This window comes from Phytomonospora endophytica (assembly GCF_014202425.1).
In the GTDB taxonomy this organism is placed as follows: Bacteria; Actinomycetota; Actinomycetes; order Mycobacteriales; family Micromonosporaceae; genus Phytomonospora; species Phytomonospora endophytica.
On sequence record NZ_JACHGT010000009.1, the window covers coordinates 285659 to 306407 of the forward strand.

Here is a 20749-nt window from a genome sequence, read left to right on the forward strand (position 1 = left end):
TCTAACGCACAGTCAACGGGGATTAATGTCTGCGCCATTGGTGAGCATCGTCGTGCCCGCGTACAACGCGATGCCCTATCTGACCCGCTCGATCGAGTCCGCCCTCGGACAGACGATCGGGCATGACGACATGGAGATCATCGTCGTCGACGACGGGTCCACCGACGACAGCGGTGACGAGGCCGACCGCTTCGCCGCCGCGCATCCGAAGGTCGTCCGTGCGGTGCACCAGCCCAACAGCGGCGGCCCGGGCGCCCCGCGCAACACCGCCCTGGACATCGCCACCGGGAAGTACGTGTTCTTCCTCGACGCCGACGACTACCTCGGTCCGGAGGCGATCGAGCGGATGGTCGCGATGGCCGAGGAGAACGGCTCCGACGTCGTGCTGGGCAAGATGGTCGGCGTCGCCGGCCGCCGCGTCCCCAAGGTCATGTTCAAGAAGACGCGCCGGAAGGTCTCCCTGTACGGCTCGGAGGTCTACTGGACCCTCTCGCCGCTCAAACTGTTCCGCCGCGAGCTCGTGGAGAACCTGGGCCTGCGCTTCCCCGTGGGCGCGGCCTTCGGCGAGGATCAGCCCTTCGTCGCCAAGGCCTACATCAACGCCCGTGTCATCTCCGTGGTCGCCGACTACGACTGCTACTACGCCACCCGCAGGCCCGACGCGAACGGCGTGACGCTCAAGACCGCCCGCGAGTCGGGCGTGGCGAGCCGCCTTGAGTCGCTGCTGCGGATGTTCACGCTGCTCAAGGCCGAACTCCCGGCCGGGAACCACCGCGACCTGCTGATGCGGCGGCACATGGAGAAGGGCCTCCAGGGCCTGCTGTGGCACATGACCAAGGAGCCCGACCCGCAGGCGCGCCGGCAGGCCTTCGACGCCGTGGCGCCGACGGTCGTCGCCTGGTCGAAGTCACGGGTCGCGCTGGGCATGCCCGCCGACCTGCGCCGCCAGTTCGCGCTCATCGAGGCCGGGCAGCTCGACGCCGTGCTCAGCCACGTCACCGCCCGCGTCCGCAAGCTCGACACCTGGGGCACCCTCGGCTTCGACCCGTCGACGCTGCGCGAGCCCTCGCTGGGCCTGCGCGTACGGCTGCGCACGCTCGGCCCCCGCGTGACGCTGCGGACCTCCCTGCGCGAGCTGCGCAAGAACCCCCGCAAGGTCGTCCGCCGCGTCGGCCGGGCGATCGGCCGCTAGCCGGTCCCGACGGTCTTGCGGAACGCCAGCCGGCACGCCTGCACGAACACCAGCGCGGCCCCGCACAACGCGAAGACCAGCATCGGCAGCGCCGACCAGTCGCGCTCCCGGTCGGCACGGACCACGCTCGGCCCCGGAGTCCCGAACAGCCGCTCGTACCAGGACGCCGAGGCGTCGACGTCGACATAGGCGGCCGTCACGTAATGGCCGAGGTCCGCCGGGCCGAACTCACCGCCGGTGACCCACACCGCCGACCCGTCCGGCCGCGACACCTCGCACTCCGGCAGACTGCCGAAACCGTGCGGGCCCATCGGGGCACCGTCGCGGCAGGCCGTGACCAGCACCCGCTCCTCGCCGTCGGCGTTCTCGAACGGCCGCCCACCCGCCTGCGAGGCGGCGGTGAGGCCCACCAGCACCACGAACGCCGCCGTGCACGTCAGCGCCAGCGCCCGCACACCGCGGCCCGCGACCGTCGCCGGCATCGCCGGAACCGCGGGCGGGACCCGGCGGCTCGACGGCGCCGGCAGCTTCGGCAGCCGCTCCCCCGCCGCGAGCGGCGCGATCGACAGGATCTGCGTCGCGCACACCCGCCCCGCCCGGTACGGCGAGGCCCGCAGGGCCGCGACGAGGCGGTGGAGGTCGACGATCGGCCGCCACGTGTCGGTCTTGCCCTGCGTGAGCAGCACCGGATACCTACGCCACCACCCGTCGACGGGGATGTACAGCACGGCGTTGCCGTAGACGGTCTTGACCTGGACGCGCGGACTGTGCAGGTCACCGCGATGGACCCCGCGCGGGCCGTCGCAGATCAGCCGGTTCCCGTCGAGCCACAGGCTCGTCCGGTTCACCGCCTGGAAATGGCGCACGACGTTGCCGTGCACCCAGTAGAAGGCCCCCGGAAGACCGAAGGCGAGGACGCTGACCGCCGCCCAGAACCATGACGGCACCGCGCTCGCCTGCGCCGCCCGCAGCATCGCCAGGCCCGCCAGGACCGGACCGGCCAGCGCGAACAGACCCGCGACGGGAGCCGCGACGGCGGCGGCGACCCGCCGGGGCGCGCGCCCGAACTCGCGCGGCGGGTACTCGCCGAACCGCAGACTGCGCGGCCCGGCCTCCGGCGGACGCGGCGGCGTCGGGTTGTGGTTGTCGGCCGACCGCGTGATCAGCGGCTGGTCCCGGCCCCCCAGACGCGGAAGGGTGTAGGCCCGCGCGCCCCTGCGGAAAGGCTTGACCAGGAGCCGGTAACCACCAACGCCGAGCATGCAGACCGCGGCGAACATGAGAGCGTCGACGACGTTGGCGGACATCGCCGAACTCGGCGTGCCATGCGCGATCAGCTCGTTCTGGTACCGGTAGCCGCTCAGCGCCAGGTCGAGCAGGCCCGCGCCCGCCGCCAGGAACGTCAGCGCCCACAGCGCCGCCCACACGCGATCCCAGGGACCGCGCGGCGCGAGGTAGGGAATGCAGTCGTCGAGGGCCTGCGCGTCGCCGGGACGCGGGTCGGCCCGCGAGACCAGCGCCCGGATCTCCCGCGCCGCGCCCTTGCCCTCCGGCTCCGGCGAGGCCGACAGCGCGTCGGCAAGCGCCGTGAGGTCCTCGGCGCAGCGCACCTGCCCCACCCGAGGATCGTTCAACGGCACCACGGCCCGGCGGCGACCACCCTCGGCGCGGATACGCAACAGCCAGCGCGCCCCCGCGCGGGTGTTCTTCCGCAACACCGTGACCTCGGGACTGTGCAGGTCCACGGCCGTCGGGTGGCGCTCGCCGTCGGTGGCGGCGACGAGGAGCGAGCCGTCGACGGCCAGCTCGACGTCGAGCTTCATGCGCGCGGCACCGGTGAACAGATAGAACGCCGCCGCGCCCAGCGCGCACGCGCCGAGCCCGAGGATGACCACCGGCCCGCCCCAGGGCGGATCCTCGTGGACGACCCGGTCGAGCGCGTAGACGGTCGGCGCCACGAGGAAGGCCAGATAGGCGATGAGATAGAAGGTGCGGTGTCGGCTGACGCGGCGGTGCGCGCGCCGTCGTGCGAGACCCGATGGGAAGCGCCGGAGATGCCGCACCCCCGGCGGACTCTCCTCAATGGACAGTCTTTGCGCGCGATCCCGTTTGGCCGAAGTCGATGGGGGCACGAGGCGAAAGCATGCCAGGGGTCATGATCGTCGTCAATCCCCTGTGGAGGCATATTCAGTGAAAAGGCCGGAACCTCGAAGGTTCCGGCCTTTTCGGTGCTTTCGCGTTCCTATAAGGACACCGTGAGTTCGACTTTCTGGAACTCCTTGACATCGGAGTAACCGCACTTGGCCATCGCCCGGCGCAGGCCCCCGAAGAGGTTCATCGTCCCCGACGGATCCACCGACGGACCGTGCAGCAACTGCTCCATGTCGCCGTGGCGGTCCGGGTCCGGTGAGGCGTAACGACCGCGCGGGAGCTTCGGGTGGCTGGCCACCGAGTGCCACCACGCGCCACCGGCCGGAGCCTCCTCGCAGTGCGTCAACGGCAGGCCGAGCATGACCGAGTCGGCACCGCAGGCGATCGCCTTGGAGATGTCGGCGGAGGTCTCGATGTCGCCGTCGGCGATCAGGTGCACGTAACGGCCACCGGTCTCGTCGAGGTAGTCGCGGCGGGCCGCGGCGGCGTCGGCGACGGCCGAGGCCATCGGCACCTTGATGCCCAGCTGGTCGGAGGTCGTCGACCACACGTCCTGCCCGACACCGACGATGACACCGGCGGCTCCGGTGCGCATCAGGTGCAGCGCGGTCTGGTAGTTCGTGCAGCCGCCGACGATGACCGGCAGGTCGAGGTCGGCGATGAACTCCTTGAGGTTCAGCGGCTCGTCGTGGGCCGAGACGTGCTCGGCCGACACGATCGTGCCCTGGATGATCAGGATGTCGATGCCCGCGTCGAGGATCACCGGCGCCAGCGCCAGGGTGTGCTGCGGCGACACCCGCACCGCGACCGTCACCTCCGCCTCACGCAGCTGCTTGACGCGCTCGGCGATCAGTTCGGGCTTGATGGGCTCGGCGTAGATCTCCTGCAGACGGCGGGTGGCCGCCACCGAGTCGTCCTCCAGCGAGGCGAGCTCGGCCAGCAGTGGCTCCGGGTCGTCGTAACGGCACCACAGGCCCTCGGCGTTGAGCGTGCCGAGGCCGCCGAGCTGACCCAGCTTGATCGCCGTGGCCGGGCTCATCGTCGCGTCGGACGGGTGCGCCACGCACGGAATACCGAAGCGGTACGCGTCGAGCTGCCAGGCCGTGGACACGTCGTCGACGTCCCGAGTACGGCGGCTGGGCACGATCGACACGTCGTAGAAGTGGTAGCCGCGGCGCGCGACCTTGCCCACTCCGATCTCCACGACATCTGGCACTTCGACTGTCCTTCCCTAGCGCGAGTGATAGTTGGGCGCTTCGACGGTCATCTGGATGTCGTGCGGGTGGCTCTCCTTGAGACCCGCCGCGGTGATCCGGACCAGGCGTCCCCGCTCGTGCAGCGCTGGAATAGTACCGGCACCGCTGTACCCCATCGCCTGACGCAACCCACCGACGAGCTGGTGGGCGACCTGGGCGAGGGTGCCCCGGTACGGTACCTGGCCCTCAACGCCCTCGGGGACGAGTTTGTCGGCGGAGGTCACGTCGGCCTGGAAGTAGCGGTCCTTCGAGTACGACTGGCCCTGGCCACGCGCCTGCATGGCGCCGAGCGAGCCCATGCCGCGGTAGGACTTGAACTGCTTGCCGTTGACGAACACGAGCTCGCCGGGGCTCTCCTCGCAGCCGGCGAAAAGCTGGCCGAGCATGATCGCGTCGGCGCCGGCCACGATCGCCTTGGCGATGTCGCCGGAGTACTGGATGCCGCCGTCGCCGATGACGGGGACACCGTGCGGGCGGGCCGCACGGGCCGCGTCCATGATCGCGCTGATCTGGGGCGCACCGACGCCCGCGACGACGCGGGTCGTGCAGATCGCGCCCGGACCGATGCCGACCTTGACGGCGTCGGCGCCGGCGTCGACGAGGGCCTTGGCGCCGTCGTAGGTGGCGATGTTGCCGCCGATGACGTCGACCTGCTCGCCGAAGTCCTTGACGATGCGCGCGACCATCTCCAGGACACCGCGGTGGTGGCCGTGCGAGGAGTCGACGACGAGGACGTCGACGCCCGCGTCGACGAGCAGGCCGGCGCGCTCGTAGGCCTCCTCACCGACACCGACGGCGGCGGCCGCGCGCAGGCGGCCGCTGTCGTCCTTCGTGGCGTTCGGGTACTTCTCGCTCTTGGCGAAGTCCTTGACGGTGATCAGACCGCGCAGCTTGCCGGAGGCGTCGACGATCGGGAGCTTCTCGATCTTGTGCTGCCGCAGGAGCGCGATGGCGTCCTCGGCCGAGGTGCCGACGGGCGCGGTGATCAGGGGTGCCGGGGTCATGATCTCGCGCACGGGGCGGTTCTGGTCGTTCTCGAAGCGCATGTCGCGGTTGGTGACGATGCCGACGAGGGTGCCGGAGGCGTCGACGACGGGCAGACCGGAGATGCGGTAGCGGCCGCACATGCGGTCGACCTCTTCGAGGGTGTCGTCCGGGCCGCAGGTGACCGGGTGGGTGACCATGCCCGCCTCGGAGCGTTTCACCAGGTCGACGTGCATGGCCTGGTCCTGCGGGGAGAGGTTGCGGTGGAGGACGCCGATGCCGCCGAGGCGGGCCATCGCGATCGCCATGCGCGCCTCGGTGACCGTGTCCATCGCGGCCGAGATGAGCGGCATGCCCAAGGTCACGTTCCGCGTGAGCCTGGTGAGGGTGTCCGCGTCATGCGGGAGAACGTCGGACTCCCCGGGAAGGAGGAGGACGTCGTCGAAGGTCAAGCCGAGCGGGAGCGCGAATTCGGCCCCCATGGGTGTGTTAGGTACGAATCCGGCACTCATGTTTCCTGCGGCGGGGGTCCCGCCCGGTTCCCCAAGGTGTTCCATCCGGTAATCCTACGGTCGACGCAAATCGCACGAGCACACACTCTGTCCCGCCCCCGGGATACGGTGGACGGGTGCAGGATGAGCCACGCGATCCGTTCTCCGAGGACGAGCCGGACCACGAACTCGGCGACGACGAGCTGTCGGCCGAGCCGCTCAGCGAGACCGAGCGCGCCGAGATCATCGAGGACCTGACCAGCCTGGAGGTGTACCAGTCCCTGCTGGAGCCGACAGGCGTGCGGGGCCTGGTGATCGAATGCCCGGACTGCCGGGAGCCGCACTACTTCGAGTGGGGGCTGCTGCGGTCGAATTTGCGGCACCTGCTGGAGTCGAACCGGCCGCGGTTGCACGAGCCCGCGTACGACCCGGACCCGAGCCAGTACGTGTCGTGGGACTACGCGCGGGGGTACACCGACGGGGTGCAGGACGCGCACAGCAGTTTGGACGAGTAGGGCGGGACTCGGGTTCGTGCGGGGTTCGGGCGGGCGGCGGGCTCGGGTTTGGTGCGGGACTCGGGTTCGTGCGGGGTTCGTGCGGGGTTCGTGCGGGGTTCGTGCGATACACGCGGCTCGGACCGCCGACGGGCTCAGCCTGGTGGTTCCGCTCTCGCCGGACAGCCTTCGAGGGACGCGGCCGGAACGCCCGGGCGGCGGCGACCGCGGTCACATGCCGACGAGGGCGTGACGCGGTTCGCGTTTTCGGGGCGGCCGGGCAGAACTCGGGTGGACCTGGGCCGGGGGCTCGGGTGGAGTTTCGGGCGTGCCGGGTGGCGACTGGCGGGGTTTCGGGCGTGCCCGGCTGGCGACTGGCGGGGTTTCGGGCGCGAGCGGGGCTTGGCGAAGTTTCGGGCACGGAGCAGCGGCACGCGGCCGATTGAAACGCGTGCTCCGCCCATGCCCCCAAAGGGGCCCCAAAAATCACACTACGGGCAGGGTGTGACATTTCGACGTGGCGATTCCTTCGCCCGGACGCCGGGACGCCGGGACGCGAGCATCCAGCGCCATGCCCGCCAACGCCAACGCCAACGCCAACGCCAACGCAGCCTGCCGGCCAGCCGGGCGGGCGGCAGGCGAGCCAGCGAGCCAGCGAGCCAGCGAGACACGCGCACGCGAGCGCGAGCGCCGAACCAGCGCACTCACCCAACCACCAGCCCGCGCGCGAGCGCCAACCCAGCACACTCGCGCAACCACAGGCCCGCGCACACGAGCGCCGAACCAGCGCACTCACCCAACCACCAGCCCGCGCGCGAGCGCCAACCCAGCACACTCGCGCAACCACAGGCCCGCGCACACGAGCGCCGAACCAGCGCACTCACCCAACCACCAGCCCGCGCGCGAGCGCCAACCCAGCACACTCGCGCAACCACAGGCCCGCACAAACAAGCACCGACCAGCGCACTCACCCAACCACCAGCCCGCACAGGCGAGCACCCAAGCGGTCGCCCGCCGAACCTCCGCAAGCCCGCCCGCGGCATGCCCACCGCGGGCGGACTCGCGATCACCGCACCGGCCGCCCGCGAGGCTCCCTCCCCAGAGACCCGTGGAGCGGCGTCACCACCACTTCCGGCCGCCCGTCGTGCCGACGACCGTCGTACCGTCCCGGCCGCGGCACCACGCCTGCGACCCGGGCTTGCCACCCGCCGACTCCGCCACCACGCGGAACCGGTCGTGCCACCACCTGCCGGACTCGAACCCGGACCCGAACCGGGCCCGAAACCCGAACCCGAACCCGAACCAAACCGAACCGGCACCCCGTCGGCCCTCGCGAGCACCGACCCCCTTCCTCAAGGAGGGCGGTACCGGTGAGTCCGTCGTGGACTTCGCACCACACCCAGATCGAGATGCCGATGCGCTGGAGGCCCGATTTCCCGTCGCGGCCACCATCCGCGACGCCGTCGAACCCGCCGTCGAACCCGGAGCCCTAACTCACCAGCCCCGAGCGGAACGCCTCGGCCACCGCGTGCGCCCGGTCGCGTGCCCCGAGCTTGCGGAACAGTCTCCGCGCGTGCGTCTTCACGGTGTCCTCGGACACGAACAGGTCGCGACCGATCTCGCCGTTGCTCTTCCCTTCGCTCATGCCGCGCAGCACCTGCATCTCGCGTTCGGTGAGCGCGCTCCCGCGTCGGGGCCCCGGCGACGTCAGCGCCTGCGTGGGCGTGCCCGCGCCCATCGCCGGCTGCCTCGGCACGAGCCCGTTGACGCGGGGGCAGACCATCATGATCGCCTGGGTGAGGGCGACGACCAGATCCTCTTCCTCCTTGCCCGCGCGGATCACACCGCGCGCGCCCGCCGCGACGGCGAGGGCGGCGATGCGCGGGTCGGCGTTGCCGACCAGCACGACTCCGGTGCCCGGCGCGAGCGCGAGCACCTGTCGGGTGAAGGAGACCGGGTCGGGGCGGGTGAGCGCCACGTCGGCGAGGACCACGTCGGCCCGTCGCTCCCTCAATCTCATGTGGACATCAGCGGATGACAACGCGGTACGGACCGCCTGTGCCACTCCGGTGCGGCCGGCGCAGGCGCTGATCTTCTGCGCCGCCGCCGGAGTTCTTACACAAACCAGGACCGATCTCATCTGTCCCACCTCTCTCGTCTTGCTCGTGAGACAGGCCACCGGTCGGTTGATGACACGGTTTTGCAGCTGCATTTTGCCGAGGTTGGCGGTAGTTTGTATGCTTTTGCCCGGGGATTTGTGACGCGTGTGACAAAAGATTCCTACTGAGACGTAGTCATCGAGGCCCACAGACGGGTCGCGATCGCGTCGACGGTCGCGTGCGCGGAGCCCTCGTCGAGGGCGGGAACTCCGGTGAGAAGTCCGAAGATCACGCCGTAGAGACCGGCGGTGGCCGACGAGAAGTCCTCGGCGGGGAGCCGGTATCCGGCGGCGGCGAAGGCGTCGGTGATCGCGGCGAGTTCGGCACGGTTGAGTTCGACGAGGACCTCGCGGAGTCGCGGTCGGCGCACCCCTTCCAGGAGCAGTTCGAAGGTGACGCGGTACATCGGGGCACGCTCCTCGCCGACGGCGTCGGCGATCAGGGCGCGCAGCAGTGCGCGCATGCCCTCCTCACTGACCTCGGCGGGCCCGGTGTCGTGCACGACGTCGGGGCCGATGAGGCGCCCGGCGGCGGCGATGAGCAGGTCCTCACGCGTGCGGTGGTAGTTGACGGCGGTGCCGATGGGCACGCTGGCCTCGCGGTCGACGGCCCGGTGGGTGAGGCCCCGGCAGCCTTCGCGCGCGATCACGGCGACGGCGGCGTCGCCCAGCTTCGCGCGGCGCTCGGGATTTTCCGGCATATCACTTCCCATCGACTCGAAACGGGTCTACCTTAGTTGTACACCAGCTGTAGTACTACAGCTGACGTGGAGCGAGTGGGGACTCGCTTCCCAGGGGGAGGAGAACCGAGATGTCTCTCGGATGGAACACCAAGATCGCGGCGATCGCGGGCATCGGCCTGCTCGGCCTGGCCGTCGCGGCCGCGCCGGCGAGCGCCGAGCCGGCCGGGCCGCTCGACCACCCGGCCTGCCCCGACGCCCACATCTGCGTCTGGACCGGGCAGAACTTCACCGGCGACATGTACGGCGGCGACGTCGCCGGCACCTGTTACTACGGCATCCCGGGCGGCTGGTCGATGGCCAACCAGATGGGTCACGCCGTCCGGGCCTTCGAGTTCGGCGACTGCACCGGGCAGAGCTTCACGCTGGAGCCCGGCTACGACACCGGGAACTCGCCGTTCCCGATCTACGCGGTGCTCACGTGATCGCGCTCGGCCGTGGGGCCCGGCTGGGCGCCGTCGCCGCCATGGCGCTGCTCGGGCCGGTGGCGGTGGCCGCGCCCGCCGCCGCCGGACCGGGCTGCCCGCCCGGCGCGTTCTGCGTGTGGGCCGAGCCGAACTTCACCGGCAAGGTCTACGGCGGCGACGCGGGCGGAGTCTGTTCCGACGTGTCTCCGGGCGGGGTGTCGATGAAGAACCGGATGGACCACACGGTGACCGCCTTCGGGTTCACCAACTGCACGGGAGAGACCTTCACCCTGGAACCGGGCTTCGACGCGGCTCACGTGCCGTTCCAGATTCTCGGGGTGCTGACGTGAGCGGGCGGGAACCCGCTCCCAAGGGGAGGAGAACCGGAATGTCCCACGGATGGAAGGTACGAACCGGGGCCGTGGCGGCCGCCGCCGTGGCGCTGCTCGGGCCGGCCGCCGTGGCCGCGCCCGCCTCGGCCGAGGCCCTGAGCTGCCCTCGGAAGATGTTCTGCGTCTGGAAGGGCGCGGACTTCACCGGGGAGATCTACGGCAGCGACCAGCACGACCGGTGCTGGCACGGCATCACCGACGGCCGGTCGATGGCCAACGAGATGCGGCACGCGGTGCACGCGTTCGAGTTCAGCGACTGCACCGGAGCGACGTTCACGCTGGAGCCGGGCTTCGACACGGCGACCACGCCGTTCCCGGTCAACTCGGTGCGCAGCTGAACCGACGCGGTCGAACGGGACGCCTCGGCGAAGGGGCGTCCCGTTCGCGTGTCGTCAGTAGGCGGAGATGGTGCCGCGCGCCCGTTCGCTGCGCGACAGCGCACGCAGCACCGCGATGCGACCGTGCTTGCGGACGGCGTGGCCGGTCAGGGCGGTGATCACGACGTCGACCGCCTCGTCGGGCAGCACCGGCGGCTCGGCGTAGACGCTGAAGGCGAGGTCGTCGGCGTGCACGACCAGTTCCGTCAGCCGCGTCAGCAGGAAGGTGTCGAGGGTCAGGGCGTGGTGCCCGAACACGTTGACCCACCGGTTCGGGTCCTCCGACGGCAGCCGCGACGAGAGCCGCGCCAGCGCGGCGTCGACCTTCGCGGCGAGCGCGGCGGGTCCCGGTGCGGCGTCCTGTTCGGCGCGCTCACGGATGGCGCGGTGGGCGGGTGAGTCGAGCGGCTCGTCGCTCTTGCCCTTGGCGCCCTTGGCGAACCATTCGTCGAGTCCGAGACGTGGCGTGTCGGGTGTGAGCGGCACGTCGAGGAAGCGTTCGGCGTTGATGATCTGTCGGGCGAGGTGCCCCGACAGGCCGCTGACCTGGAACTCGGCGAGGGCGCTCGGCCGGGTCCAGCGCTCGGCGACCTCGGTGGAGGCCAGCAGGTCGCGGGCGACGGCCCCGGTCGCGCAGAAGAGCTGCCAGATGGGAGTCATGGCGCGAGTATGTCGAACTCGGGCGAGGTGTGGGTGACGCGAACGGGACGCCTCCGTGCGGAGGCGTCCCGTTGTGCCTTGCGGTCGTACTAGTGCGAGTGCGAGTGCCCGCCGTGCGAGTGCGAGTGCCCGTGTCCGGCCGGCTCGGTGACCTCGGGCTTCTCGACGATCAGCGACTCGGTCGTCAGCAGCAGACCGGCGATGCTCGCGGCGTTGATCACGGCGTTGCGCGTGACCTTGACCGGGTCGAGGATGCCGGCGGCGATCAGGTCGCCGTACTCGCCGGTGGCGGCGTTGAGGCCGTGACCCCAGTCGAGGGCCCCGACCTTCTCGGCCACGACGCTGCCGTCGAGGCCGGCGTTGATCGCGATCCAGCGCAGCGGCTCGCGCAGCGCCTTGCGCACGATGCGCACGCCGGTGGCCTCGTCGCCTTCGAAGTCGAGCTTGTCGAGCGCGTCGGCGATCGCGACGAGCGCGGTGCCGCCGCCGGGGACGACGCCCTCTTCGACGGCCGCGCGGGTGGCGGCGATCGCGTCTTCGATGCGGTGCTTCTTCTCTTTCATCTCGACCTCGGTCGCGGCACCGACCTTGATCACCGCGACGCCGCCGGAGAGCTTCGCGAGGCGCTCGGAGAGCTTCTCGCGGTCCCAGTCGGAGTCGGTGTCGGCGATCTCGTTGCGGATCTGCGAGACGCGGCCTTCGACGGCGGCCTTGTCGCCGGCGCCGTCGATGATCGTCGTGTTGTCCTTGGTGACGACGACACGGCGAGCGCTGCCGAGCTGGTCGAGGGTGAGACCGTCGATCTTGCCGCCGATCTCGGGGGACACGAACTCGGCACCGGTGAGGGTGGCGATGTCCTCCAGCATGGCCTTGCGGCGGTCGCCGAAGCCGGGGGCCTTCACGGCGCAGGCCTTGAAGGTCTTGCGGATCGCGTTGACCACGAGCGTCGACTGGGCCTGGCCCTCGACGTCCTCGGCGATGATCAGCAGCGGCTTGCCGGACTGGGCGATCTTCTCCAGCAGCGGCAGCAGCTCTTCGATCGCCGAGATCTTCTGGTTGGCGACCAGGATGTACGGGTCGTCGAGGACGGCTTCGCCGGCCTCGGCGTCGGTGGCGAAGTAGGGGGAGATGTAGCCCTTGTCGAACTGCATGCCCTCGGTGAGTTCCAGCTCGGTTTCGAGCGTGGAACCCTCTTCGACGGTGATGACGCCGTCGCGGCCGACGGTGTCCATCGCCTGCGCGATGAGCGCGCCGATGGTGACGTCCTGGGCGGAGATGGCGCCGACCTTGGCGATGTCGGCGTTGTCGACGACCTCGGCGGCCTTGGCCAGCAGCGCCTCGCTGACGGCCTGGGCCGCGGCGTCGATGCCCCGCTTGAGGGCGATCGGGCCGGCACCGGCGGCGACGTTGCGCAGGCCTTCGGTGACCATGGCCTGGGCCAGGACGGTGGCGGTGGTGGTGCCGTCGCCGGCGACGTCGTTGGTCTTGGTCGCGACTTCCTTGGCCAGCTGCGCGCCGAGGTTCTCGTACGGGTCGTCGAGTTCGATCTCCTTGGCGATGGTCACGCCGTCGTTGGTGATCGTGGGGGGACCGAACGACTTGTCCAGCACGACGTTGCGGCCGCGCGGGCCGAGCGTCACCTTCACCGCGTCGGCCAGGCGGTTGACGCCGGCCTCCAGGCTCTTGCGGGCGTCGTCGGAGAAGCTGATGATCTTCGACATGGTGTTTCGAGGTTCCCTTCGTACGGCACCGCCCCGGAGCCTCGTCGAGACTCCGGGGCGATCAACCGTCTAGATCGTCACGGTCGTGACTTCGGCTTACTACTTCTCGACGACGGCGAGAACGTCACGAGCCGAGAGGATCAGGTAGTCCTCACCGGCGTACTTGACCTCGGTGCCGCCGTACTTGGAGTAGATGACCGTGTCGCCGACATTGACGTCGAGCGGGACGCGGTTGCCCTTGTCGTCGATCCGGCCGGGGCCGGTGGCGAGGACGGTGCCCTCCTGGGGCTTCTCCTTGGCGGTGTCGGGGATGACGATGCCGGAGGCGGTCGTGGTCTCGGCCTCGTTGGCCTGGACCACGATGCGGTCCTCCAACGGCTTGATCGCAACCTTGGTCGCGGTGGTCACTGATACCCTCCGTGGGTACATGGGAACGAACTTGACATGTACCGGAGTCCCGTCGTCGCGGGTGGCGAGACCCCCGGTCCGCTCAGATGAGCTGGCACACTCACAGGGAGAGTGCTAACGCAGAGACTATGCCGAAGGCTGGCACTCCGTCAACCAGAGTGCCAACGTCACAGCGAGCGGGGCTGGTAGAAGGCGGTTTCCGGCGTGGCGTAGGCGGGATCAAAGGGTCGGCGAATCGACCGTCGCGGCCGGTTCGACGACACAGTCGGGGCCGGGGTAGACCAGGCTCTCGTGCCCGTCGTCGAATCTCACCCGGTAAGGCGGGCCGCCGTCGGGCCCGCGGACCTCGACGATCACGCCGCAGTTGTCCTTCTGGCCGATCACCCGGCCGTGAATGCGGAGCCGATCGCCTGTGGACGCGCGCATCTGCCCCACCTCCTCTCCCCGCCAGTGTCCCAAGACCCGCCGTGGCGTGGAAGGGCACGAACCGAACCCGGTGTGCCATCCCGCAGGATTGACCCATGTCCCTTGACGTCCTCCGCTCCCCCGAGGGCGCCGCGCTGCTCGGCGTCGCCGCCGGCCTGGCCGCCGCCGACCCGTCCCGCGCGGCCGTCGCCCTGCGCGCCCACACCGACGACCCGGCGCTGGCCTCGGCGGTGCTGACGCAGGCGACGCTGCGCCTGGCCGCGGCGGCGAAGTTCGGTGCGGACGCCGAGCACATGTTCTTCACCCGCGACGGCCTGGAGCAGGCGACGCGGCCCCCGGTCGCCGGTCGCCGCGCGGAGCGGCTGCGCGCGGCGGGCGCGACCCGCGTCGCCGACCTGTGCTGCGGGATCGGTACCGAGGCCGTCGCGATGGCGCGGGCGGGACTGCGCGTCGTGGCCGTCGACGCCGACGCCGAGACGGCCGCGCTGGCCGCCGCCAACGTCGAGGGGCTCGGGCTGGGCGGGCTGGTCGAGGTCCGTCATGACGACGCGCTGACCACGTCGCTGGACGGCTGCGACGCCGTGTTCGCCGACCCGGCCAGGCGCGACGCGCGTGGTCGCCGCGTCTTCGACCCGGCCGCGTACACGCCGCCGCTGGACGCGCTGGTCGCGCGAGCGTCGGGCGTGCCGCTCGCGGCGGTGAAGGTCGGGCCGGGCATCCCGCACGCGGCGATCCCGGCAGGCGCCGAGGCCGAGTGGGTCTCCGTCGACGGCGACGTCGTCGAGGCCGCCCTGTGGCTCGGGGAGGCCGCGACGGTGCCCAGGCGGGCCACGGTCGTCCGTGGCGGCGAGGTGCACGAACTGACCGGCGACGGCGAGCGGCCCGCGCCCGTCGGCGAGCCCGGCCGGTACCTCTACGAGCCGGACGGGGCCGTGCTGCGGACGTACCTGGTGAGCGAGCTGGCCGACCGGCTGCACGCGCGGCTGGGCGACGCGACGATCGGGTACCTGTACACCGACGCTGCCGTGGACACGCCGTTCGCGCGCGGGTTCGCGGTGGCCGAGCGGATGCCGTTCGTGGTGAAGAGGCTGCGGGCGGCGCTGCGGGAGAGGGGCGTGGGGCGGCTGACGGTGAAGAAGCGCGGGGTGGACGTGGATCCGGACGCGCTGCGGCGGGAGCTGCTGAAAGGCAAGGCGGCGGGATCGGCGGAGGCGACGGTCGTGGTGACGCGGGTGGAGGGGCAGCGGACGGCGTTCATCTGCGAGGAACTGCCGCGGGCGTGAGGGGCGGGCAGCACGGACGGGCACGCGTCTCGACGAAACGCGCGCTCCGCCCATGCACCCAAAGGGGCCCCAAAAATCACGATACGGGCGAGGTGCGACATTTCTTGCCGGGCGGTGGGTGGGGGCGGGTGCGAGACGCGGCCGTGCGAGACCGCTCGGCGCCATGCGAAGCCACACGAGACCGCGCAAGCCCATGCGCCGCCGCGCGGCAGCGCGAGGCGATGCGAGGCCGCGGCCGTGCAAAACCGCGCGACGCCGTGCGAAGCCACACGAGACCGCAAGACCGCAAGACCACGAGACCGCACGACGCCACGCGAGCCCGCCCGAACCCGAGCCCCCCACCCCCGTCGCGCTACCCCCCGGCCGTCACCCCAAGCCCTCCCACCAGCCCACTGCTCCCCTCGTCCCCGTGCCCCTCCGCGACCCGCCGCTCCATCAGCGCCAGGTACGGCTCGATCAGCTCCGTACTCACCCCCTGCTCCCCCGCCGTCCGCAGCAGCGTTCCGCTCGCCGCGGTCTGCATCGCCAGCGTCGACGCCACCCCTGTCGTGTGGTCGCCGCTCGCCAAGCGCTCGCCGACGCCCTGGGGCGTCACGCCCGACATCGCGGTCAGGAATCCCGCCAGCATCGGCGCGAACTCGGTCGGCGGCACCTCGCCCGCCGTGACCGCGTAGGCGTGCACTATCCCGCCGAAGAGCCCGGTCATCGCACTCAGCAACGCCACGTCCAGCAGCGCGGCACGCCCCGGGTCGTCGCCGGTGAACTCCGGGCGCGCCACCGCCGACAACACGGCCCGGTGCTCGTCGAACGACTCCCGCGAGCCGCTGTACAGCACGAATCCGGCGGGCGTCGCCACCATCGCGGGCGGGACCATGATCCCGCCGTCCAGGAAACGGGCACCGCGCTGCACCGCCCACTCCGCGCGGACGCGGCCTTCGCCGGGGGTGTTCGTCGTCAGATTCACCAGGTCGCGGCCGTCGAGGTCGGTGGAGGCGAGCACCGACTCGACGGAGGCGTCGTCCAGCAGGCACACGACGACGAGCCGGTTCGCCGCGACGGCTTCGGCGGCGGTCGCGGCGACGGCCGCGCCCGCGGGCTCCTTTCCGGGCGTGCGGTTCCAGACGGTGACGGGGTGCCCGGCGGCGAGCCAGGCGGTGGCGAGCGCGCGGCCCATGGAGCCGAGGCCGAGGAGGGTGATCGGTGTCTTCATGCCGACTAGCCTTGTCGCGGGATCCGGGGTCGATCAAGTACGCACTTCGACGTGGGTGGTCACCCGCGGGTAAGCGTGGAGGTGGACGTGGTGAGGCCGAGTGCCGGCGAATGCCCGATCGAGGCGGCGATGACCGTCATCGGCGGCAAGTGGAAGGTGTCGATCCTGTGGGTGCTCGACAAGCGCCCGTTCCGCTTCGGTGAGCTGCGGCGGTCGATGCCGGGCCTCACCGAGAAGGTCCTGGCCTCGCATCTGCGGGAGATGGAGCAGGACGGCGTCGTCCGCCGCGAGGTCTTCGACGAGGTTCCGCCGCGCGTGGAGTACTCGCTGACCGAGCGTGGGACGGCGCTGAACACGGCCTTGAAGCCCTTGGGCGCGTGGGGCCGGGAGAACGTCCTCGGTCAGCGTCCGCCGGCGACCCTGAGCACGGCGCCGGTCGTGTAGGACGCCTCGGGCGACAGCAGCCAGGCGATCGCGGCGGCGACCTCCTCGGCGGTGCCGGCGCGGCCGAGCGGGATCTGCGGGCCGACGCGGGCGGCGCGGCCGGGGTCGCCTCCGGAGGCGTGCATGTCGGTGTCGATGATGCCGGGGGCGACGGCGTTGACGCGGATCCCGTCGGGTCCGAGTTCCTTGGACAGGCCGAGGGTGAGGGTGTCGACGGCGGCCTTCGAGGCGGCGTAGTGGACGTAGTCGCCGGGGCTGCCGAGGGTGGCCGCGCCGGAGGAGACGTTGACGATGGCGCCGCCGTTCATGTCGGCGATGGCCCGGCGGCAGCACAGGAGGACGCCGACGACGTTGACGTCGATGACGCGCTGGAGTGTCGCGGGTTCGGCGTCGGCGAGGCGGCCGAAGCCGCCGGTGATCCCGGCGTTGTTGACCAGGCCGGTGATGACGCCCAGTTCGGCGGCGGTGTCGAAGAGGCGGTCGACGTCGGCCTGGACGGAGACGTCGGCGGCGACGGTCACGCAGCGCGCGCCCGCGGCCTCGGCCAGCGCGGCGGTCTTGGCGGCGGCCTCACCGTCGGAGGCGTAGGAGAGGACGAGGTCGTGGCCGTCGGCGGCGAGGCGGGCGGCGGTGGCCGCGCCGATGCCGCGGGTGCCTCCGGTGACGACGGTGAGGGGGCGGATCACGGGGAACCTCCATTGTCCGGGGGCTCGATCCTAAGCGCGGGCGAAAAGGCGCCCATACGATGGCGGCATGGCGGAGATCTTTCTCGTACGGCACGGCCAGACCGAGTGGAGCCTGTCGGGGCGGCACACGTCGGTGACGGATCTGGACCTGACGGCCGCCGGGGAGGAGCAGGCGCTGCGGTTGCGGCCGCTGCTGGCGCCGTTGCAGCTGACGGCGGTGTTGTGCTCGCCGAGGAGGCGGGCGAAGCGCACGGCCGAACTGGCGGGCCTGCCCCCGGCCACGATCGACGAGGATCTCGCCGAGTGGGCCTATGGCGACTACGAGGGCGTCACCTCGGCGCGGATCCACGAGACGGACCCGGGCTGGACGATCTGGCACGACGGCGCTCCGGGCGGTGAGTCGCCCGCCGAGGTCGGGGTGCGCCTCGACCGGGTCCTCGCCAAGGCCGAGGGGATGCTCGCGATGGGCGATGTCGCGCTCGTCGGCCACGGTCACGCGCTGCGTGTGGCCGCCGCGAGGTGGATCGGTCTGGGTGCCGAGGGCGGTGAGCTGTTGTGGCTGGACACGGCGACGGTGTCGGTGCTCGGTTTCGAGCATGAGCGCAAGGTGATCCGCCGCTGGAACCTCGCGCCGGCGACGATCGGGTAGACGCCGGGCACGCCCGCCCGCGAGGCGGGCGGGCGTACGGGGTCCGGTGTTCCTAGACCCGGACCAGCATCTTTCCCAGGTTCTCCCCGCGCAGCATCCCGAGGAACGCGTCGACGGCGTTGTCCACGCCCTCGACGACGGTCTCGTCGGCGATGAGGCTCCCGTCGCGCAGCCACGGTGCGGCCTCGGCGAGGAATTCCGGCATGAGGGCGCCGTGGTCTCCCACGAGGAAGCCCTTCAGGGTGGCCCGCTTGCCGATCAGCAGCCCGAGGTTGCGGGGCGCGGTCGGCGGTTCGGTGGAGTTGTACATCGAGATGGCGCCGCAGATGGCGGCCCGCCCACCGAGTTTCATGGCGCCGATGGCGGCTTCGAGGTGTTCGCCGCCGACGTTGTCGAAGTAGACGTCGATGCCGTCGGGCGCGGCCTCGCCGAGCAGGTCCTTGACGCGCCCGTCGTGGTAGTTGAAGGCGGCGTCGAAGCCGAGGCGGCCGGTGAGGCGCTCGACCTTGGCGTCGGAACCGGCGCTGCCGACGACGCGGGCGGCGCCTTTGAGGCGGGCGATCTGGCCGACCATCTGGCCGACGGCTCCGGCGGCGCCGGATACGAACACGGTCTCGCCGGGTTTCAGGTCGGCGATCGCGGTCAGGCCCGCGTAGGCGGTCAGGCCGGTCATGCCCAGCGCGCCCAGGTACACCGACTCGCTGGGGACGAGGGCCGGGTCGACGGCGCGGACCTTGGCGGCGTCGACGAGCGCGAACTCGCGCCAGCCCTGGCCGTGGATGACGTGGGTGCCGACGGGCACCTTCTCCTCGCCGGAGGCGACGACCGTGCCGACGGCGCCGCCCTCCATGGGTTCGCCGAGGACGTAGGGCGGCACGTAGGAGGGGACGTCGTTCATGCGCCCGCGCATGTACGGGTCGACGGAGATGAAGGCGTTGCGGACCACGACCTGGCCGGCGCCGGGCTCGGGCAGGTCGACGGTTTCGAGGGCGAAGTCCTCGGGGACGGGCCAGCCTTGCGGACGGCGGGCGAGGCGGACCTCGCGGGACTGGTAGGCCATGTCACTCCCCCTTGACGACGGTCAGCGTGACGTCGACATTGCCACGGGTCGCGTTCGAATACGGGCAGACCTGGTGGGCCTTGGCCACGAGTTCTTCGGCGACGTCGTGTTCGACGCCCGGGATGGCGACGTCGAGGGCGACGGTGAGGCCGTAACCGCCGCCGCTGGGGCCGATGCCGACCTTCGCGGTGACCGTTGAGGCGCCGAGGGCGACCTTCTCGCGGCGGGCGACGGTCTGGAGCGCGCTGTGGAAGCAGGCGGAGTACCCGGCGGCGAAGAGCTGCTCGGGGTTGCTGCCGCCGCCGGGGCCGCCGAGTTCGGCGGGGACGCGCAGGTCGAGGTCGAGGCGGGAGTCGGACGAGGTGACGTGGCCGTTGCGGCCTTCGCCGGTGGCGGTGGCCCCGGCGGTGTAGAGCACCTTCATGGTCAGCCCTTCAGGTTGTCGGTGAGTGTGGTGAGGACGTCGCGCAGTTCGCGCAACTGGTCGGTGGTGAGGCCGGCGGCCTCGGCGACGCGGGCCGGCACGGTCCTAGCGCGTTCGCGCAGGTCAGAGCCGGCGTCGGTGAGGTGGACGGTGACCTGGCGTTCGTCGGCGGCCGCGCGGCGGCGGTCGACGAGGCCGGCGCCTTCGAGGCGCTTGAGCAGCGGCGAGAGGGTGCCGGAGTCGAGGCGCAGGGCCGTGCCGATCTCGGAGACGGTCCGGCCGTCGCGCTCCCAGAGCGCGAGGAGGACGAGGAACTGCGGGTAGGTCAGGCCGAGCTCGTCGAGGAGCGGGCGGTAGACACCGGTGACCGCGCGGGAGGCGGAGTAGAGCGCGAAGCAGACCTGGTCGCGCAACGCGAGGTTCTCGTCCATGCCCGTAACGGTAGTGCCCAATTAAGTTGTGCACAATCTAATCGGCCGGATCGTGGGCGAGGGCACAACGGCGGCGGGCCTCAGCCGTGCCACTCCGGCGGAGGCGGCAGTGCGGCGGTGACCTCGCGCCCGTAGCCCGCGAGCAGGGCCGCCATGAAGCGGCGCGACAGCGCGTCGGCGTCGGCGCCCTCGCAGGCGCCTTCGATCAGCCCGGCGTGACCGAGCATGATCGCCAGGAAGTCCAGCGCCGTGAAGTCCTCGCGCAGCAGCCCGGCGCCCTTCACGCGCTCGACGACGGTGCCGACCGCCGCGAGCAGGGCCTGCTTCTCCTCCTCGAAGCCCGGGGTGTCCTTGCACATGGCGTCACTGAAGCCCCGGTTGGCCAGCTGGAGACGGCGGGCGCGCTCGACGAGTTCCAGGAAGGCCGCCGCCGGGTCGGCGGCGACGGCCGCGTCGGCGATGGCGGCCGTGAAGGAGTCCATGACGTCGCGGATTCCCGCCTGGGTCAGCGACTCCCGCGTCGGGAAACGCCGGTAGAGGGTGGCGATGCCGACGCCGGCGCGGCGGGCGATCTCGTCCATCGGCACGTCGGCGCCGCGTTCGGCGAAGAGCTCGCGCGCGACGGCGAGGATGCGTTCGCGGTTGTGCGCGGCGTCGGAGCGCAGACCCGGGGACCCCATGGAGCCAGCCTAACAAGCGGAGATC

23 protein-coding genes are annotated in these 20749 nt (G+C 71.4%); 8 read left to right on the forward strand and 15 right to left on the reverse strand.

Annotated features, from left to right (window positions below; genetic code table 11):
* Positions 1 to 25: 25 nt before the first annotated feature.
* Complete coding sequence (locus HNR73_RS21960; RefSeq protein WP_184789448.1) at positions 26 to 1192, forward strand: glycosyltransferase family 2 protein; 1167 nt, start codon at positions 26 to 28, stop codon at positions 1190 to 1192.
* On the opposite strand, the gene HNR73_RS40810 is transcribed toward HNR73_RS21960, so the two are convergent.
* From HNR73_RS40810 to guaB, 3 genes are all read right to left on the reverse strand, one after another.
* Complete coding sequence (locus HNR73_RS40810) at positions 1189 to 3255, reverse strand: DUF6346 domain-containing protein (protein ID WP_184789449.1); 2067 nt, start codon at positions 3253 to 3255, stop codon at positions 1189 to 1191. The genes HNR73_RS21960 and HNR73_RS40810 overlap by 4 nt on opposite strands.
* 179 nt (positions 3256 to 3434) lie before the next feature.
* Positions 3435 to 4559, reverse strand: coding sequence for a GuaB3 family IMP dehydrogenase-related protein (locus HNR73_RS21970; protein ID WP_184789450.1), 1125 nt, complete (start codon positions 4557 to 4559; stop codon positions 3435 to 3437).
* Positions 4560 to 4574: 15 nt separating this feature from the next.
* Positions 4575 to 6095 carry an IMP dehydrogenase gene (gene guaB / locus HNR73_RS21975; protein ID WP_203686050.1) on the reverse strand — a complete coding sequence of 507 codons (1521 nt, stop codon included), beginning with the start codon at positions 6093 to 6095 and terminating at the stop codon, positions 4575 to 4577.
* Positions 6096 to 6211: 116 nt separating this feature from the next.
* Here guaB and HNR73_RS21980 point away from each other — a divergent pair, with 116 nt between their 5' ends.
* The gene (locus HNR73_RS21980; protein ID WP_184789452.1) at positions 6212 to 6589 is read left to right on the forward strand and encodes a DUF5319 domain-containing protein; all 378 of its coding nucleotides are present in this window, start codon (positions 6212 to 6214) and stop codon (positions 6587 to 6589) included.
* 1468 nt (positions 6590 to 8057) lie between these two features.
* Here HNR73_RS21980 and HNR73_RS21985 read toward each other — a convergent pair.
* Positions 8058 to 8708 (reverse strand): helix-turn-helix transcriptional regulator, encoded by a 651-nt coding sequence (locus HNR73_RS21985; protein WP_184789541.1) that lies wholly within the window; start codon positions 8706 to 8708, stop codon positions 8058 to 8060.
* A gap of 140 nt (positions 8709 to 8848) precedes the next feature.
* Positions 8849 to 9427: a TetR/AcrR family transcriptional regulator gene (locus HNR73_RS21990; RefSeq protein WP_184789453.1), complete on the reverse strand. Its 579-nt coding sequence runs from the start codon at positions 9425 to 9427 to the stop codon at positions 8849 to 8851.
* Between the two features lie 110 nt (positions 9428 to 9537).
* On the opposite strand from HNR73_RS21990, the gene HNR73_RS21995 reads away from it, so the two are divergent.
* The 3 genes from HNR73_RS21995 to HNR73_RS22005 are packed head-to-tail and all read left to right on the forward strand — an operon-like array spanning position 9538 to position 10603.
* Positions 9538 to 9891 (forward strand): peptidase inhibitor family I36 protein, encoded by a 354-nt coding sequence (locus HNR73_RS21995; RefSeq protein WP_184789454.1) that lies wholly within the window; start codon positions 9538 to 9540, stop codon positions 9889 to 9891.
* On the forward strand, positions 9888 to 10223 hold the full coding sequence (locus HNR73_RS22000) for a peptidase inhibitor family I36 protein (protein ID WP_184789455.1): 336 nt from the start codon (positions 9888 to 9890) through the stop codon (positions 10221 to 10223). Before HNR73_RS21995 ends, HNR73_RS22000 begins: the two co-directional genes overlap by 4 nt.
* Before the next feature lie 38 nt (positions 10224 to 10261).
* A complete protein-coding gene (locus tag HNR73_RS22005) occupies positions 10262 to 10603 on the forward strand; it encodes a peptidase inhibitor family I36 protein (RefSeq protein WP_184789456.1) in 342 nt (113 codons plus the stop codon).
* Between the two features lie 54 nt (positions 10604 to 10657).
* Here the strand turns inward: HNR73_RS22005 and HNR73_RS22010 are convergent, their stop codons facing one another.
* The 4 genes from HNR73_RS22010 to HNR73_RS22025 all read right to left on the reverse strand — a co-directional run bounded on the left by HNR73_RS22010 (position 10658) and on the right by HNR73_RS22025 (position 13857).
* Positions 10658 to 11302 (reverse strand): maleylpyruvate isomerase N-terminal domain-containing protein, encoded by a 645-nt coding sequence (locus HNR73_RS22010; RefSeq protein ID WP_184789457.1) that lies wholly within the window; start codon positions 11300 to 11302, stop codon positions 10658 to 10660.
* An 89-nt stretch (positions 11303 to 11391) separates the two neighbouring features.
* Positions 11392 to 13023, reverse strand: a complete 1632-nt coding sequence (gene groL, locus HNR73_RS22015) for a chaperonin GroEL (protein ID WP_184789458.1) — start codon at positions 13021 to 13023, stop codon at positions 11392 to 11394.
* Between the two features lie 99 nt (positions 13024 to 13122).
* Positions 13123 to 13431 carry a co-chaperone GroES gene (gene groES, locus HNR73_RS22020; protein ID WP_505862857.1) on the reverse strand — a complete coding sequence of 103 codons (309 nt, stop codon included), beginning with the start codon at positions 13429 to 13431 and terminating at the stop codon, positions 13123 to 13125.
* Positions 13432 to 13650: 219 nt separating this feature from the next.
* Entirely contained in the window at positions 13651 to 13857 is a 207-nt protein-coding gene (locus tag HNR73_RS22025) for a DUF1918 domain-containing protein (protein WP_184789460.1), read from the reverse strand.
* A gap of 95 nt (positions 13858 to 13952) precedes the next feature.
* Here HNR73_RS22025 and HNR73_RS22030 point away from each other — a divergent pair, with 95 nt between their 5' ends.
* Entirely contained in the window at positions 13953 to 15140 is a 1188-nt protein-coding gene (locus HNR73_RS22030; RefSeq protein ID WP_184789461.1) for a class I SAM-dependent methyltransferase, read from the forward strand.
* Between the two features lie 352 nt (positions 15141 to 15492).
* Here the strand turns inward: HNR73_RS22030 and HNR73_RS22035 are convergent, their stop codons facing one another.
* Positions 15493 to 16350 carry an NAD(P)-dependent oxidoreductase gene (locus HNR73_RS22035; protein WP_184789462.1) on the reverse strand — a complete coding sequence of 286 codons (858 nt, stop codon included), beginning with the start codon at positions 16348 to 16350 and terminating at the stop codon, positions 15493 to 15495.
* An 87-nt stretch (positions 16351 to 16437) separates the two neighbouring features.
* On the opposite strand from HNR73_RS22035, the gene HNR73_RS22040 reads away from it, so the two are divergent.
* On the forward strand, positions 16438 to 16794 hold the full coding sequence (locus HNR73_RS22040; protein WP_239122060.1) for a winged helix-turn-helix transcriptional regulator: 357 nt from the start codon (positions 16438 to 16440) through the stop codon (positions 16792 to 16794).
* On the opposite strand, the gene HNR73_RS22045 is transcribed toward HNR73_RS22040, so the two are convergent.
* Positions 16752 to 17477 (reverse strand): SDR family oxidoreductase, encoded by a 726-nt coding sequence (locus HNR73_RS22045; RefSeq protein WP_203686058.1) that lies wholly within the window; start codon positions 17475 to 17477, stop codon positions 16752 to 16754. The two genes, HNR73_RS22040 and HNR73_RS22045, sit on opposite strands and share 43 nt — an antisense overlap.
* A 70-nt stretch (positions 17478 to 17547) precedes the next feature.
* Between HNR73_RS22045 and HNR73_RS22050 the strand changes: the two genes are divergently transcribed.
* A complete protein-coding gene (locus HNR73_RS22050; protein WP_184789464.1) occupies positions 17548 to 18129 on the forward strand; it encodes a histidine phosphatase family protein in 582 nt (193 codons plus the stop codon).
* Positions 18130 to 18181: 52 nt separating this feature from the next.
* On the opposite strand, the gene HNR73_RS22055 is transcribed toward HNR73_RS22050, so the two are convergent.
* From HNR73_RS22055 to HNR73_RS22070, 4 genes are all read right to left on the reverse strand, one after another.
* Entirely contained in the window at positions 18182 to 19189 is a 1008-nt protein-coding gene (locus tag HNR73_RS22055) for an NADP-dependent oxidoreductase (RefSeq protein WP_184789465.1), read from the reverse strand.
* A 1-nt stretch (position 19190) separates the two neighbouring features.
* Positions 19191 to 19613, reverse strand: a complete 423-nt coding sequence (locus tag HNR73_RS22060; RefSeq protein WP_184789466.1) for an organic hydroperoxide resistance protein — start codon at positions 19611 to 19613, stop codon at positions 19191 to 19193.
* Between the two features lie 2 nt (positions 19614 to 19615).
* Positions 19616 to 20044 (reverse strand): MarR family winged helix-turn-helix transcriptional regulator, encoded by a 429-nt coding sequence (locus HNR73_RS22065; protein WP_184789467.1) that lies wholly within the window; start codon positions 20042 to 20044, stop codon positions 19616 to 19618.
* Between the two features lie 80 nt (positions 20045 to 20124).
* Positions 20125 to 20724, reverse strand: a complete 600-nt coding sequence (locus HNR73_RS22070; RefSeq protein WP_184789468.1) for a TetR/AcrR family transcriptional regulator — start codon at positions 20722 to 20724, stop codon at positions 20125 to 20127.
* Positions 20725 to 20749: the final 25 nt, after the last annotated feature.

What these genes read in the sequence shown, in the direction of transcription:
- HNR73_RS21960 (WP_184789448.1), top strand. Translation starts at nt 26, where the DNA reads ATGTCTGCGCCATTGGTGAGCATCGTCGTGCCCGCGTACAACGCGATG.
- guaB (WP_203686050.1), bottom strand. Translation starts at nt 6,095, where the DNA reads ATGAGTGCCGGATTCGTACCTAACACACCCATGGGGGCCGAATTCGCG.
- HNR73_RS21985 (WP_184789541.1), bottom strand. Translation starts at nt 8,708, where the DNA reads ATGAGATCGGTCCTGGTTTGTGTAAGAACTCCGGCGGCGGCGCAGAAG.
- HNR73_RS21990 (WP_184789453.1), bottom strand. Translation starts at nt 9,427, where the DNA reads ATGCCGGAAAATCCCGAGCGCCGCGCGAAGCTGGGCGACGCCGCCGTC.
- HNR73_RS21995 (WP_184789454.1), top strand. Translation starts at nt 9,538, where the DNA reads ATGTCTCTCGGATGGAACACCAAGATCGCGGCGATCGCGGGCATCGGC.
- HNR73_RS22005 (WP_184789456.1), top strand. Translation starts at nt 10,262, where the DNA reads ATGTCCCACGGATGGAAGGTACGAACCGGGGCCGTGGCGGCCGCCGCC.
- HNR73_RS22010 (WP_184789457.1), bottom strand. Translation starts at nt 11,302, where the DNA reads ATGACTCCCATCTGGCAGCTCTTCTGCGCGACCGGGGCCGTCGCCCGC.
- groL (WP_184789458.1), bottom strand. Translation starts at nt 13,023, where the DNA reads ATGTCGAAGATCATCAGCTTCTCCGACGACGCCCGCAAGAGCCTGGAG.
- HNR73_RS22025 (WP_184789460.1), bottom strand. Translation starts at nt 13,857, where the DNA reads ATGCGCGCGTCCACAGGCGATCGGCTCCGCATTCACGGCCGGGTGATC.
- HNR73_RS22030 (WP_184789461.1), top strand. Translation starts at nt 13,953, where the DNA reads ATGTCCCTTGACGTCCTCCGCTCCCCCGAGGGCGCCGCGCTGCTCGGC.
- HNR73_RS22035 (WP_184789462.1), bottom strand. Translation starts at nt 16,350, where the DNA reads ATGAAGACACCGATCACCCTCCTCGGCCTCGGCTCCATGGGCCGCGCG.
- HNR73_RS22050 (WP_184789464.1), top strand. Translation starts at nt 17,548, where the DNA reads ATGGCGGAGATCTTTCTCGTACGGCACGGCCAGACCGAGTGGAGCCTG.
- HNR73_RS22055 (WP_184789465.1), bottom strand. Translation starts at nt 19,189, where the DNA reads ATGGCCTACCAGTCCCGCGAGGTCCGCCTCGCCCGCCGTCCGCAAGGC.
- HNR73_RS22060 (WP_184789466.1), bottom strand. Translation starts at nt 19,613, where the DNA reads ATGAAGGTGCTCTACACCGCCGGGGCCACCGCCACCGGCGAAGGCCGC.
- HNR73_RS22065 (WP_184789467.1), bottom strand. Translation starts at nt 20,044, where the DNA reads ATGGACGAGAACCTCGCGTTGCGCGACCAGGTCTGCTTCGCGCTCTAC.
- HNR73_RS22070 (WP_184789468.1), bottom strand. Translation starts at nt 20,724, where the DNA reads ATGGGGTCCCCGGGTCTGCGCTCCGACGCCGCGCACAACCGCGAACGC.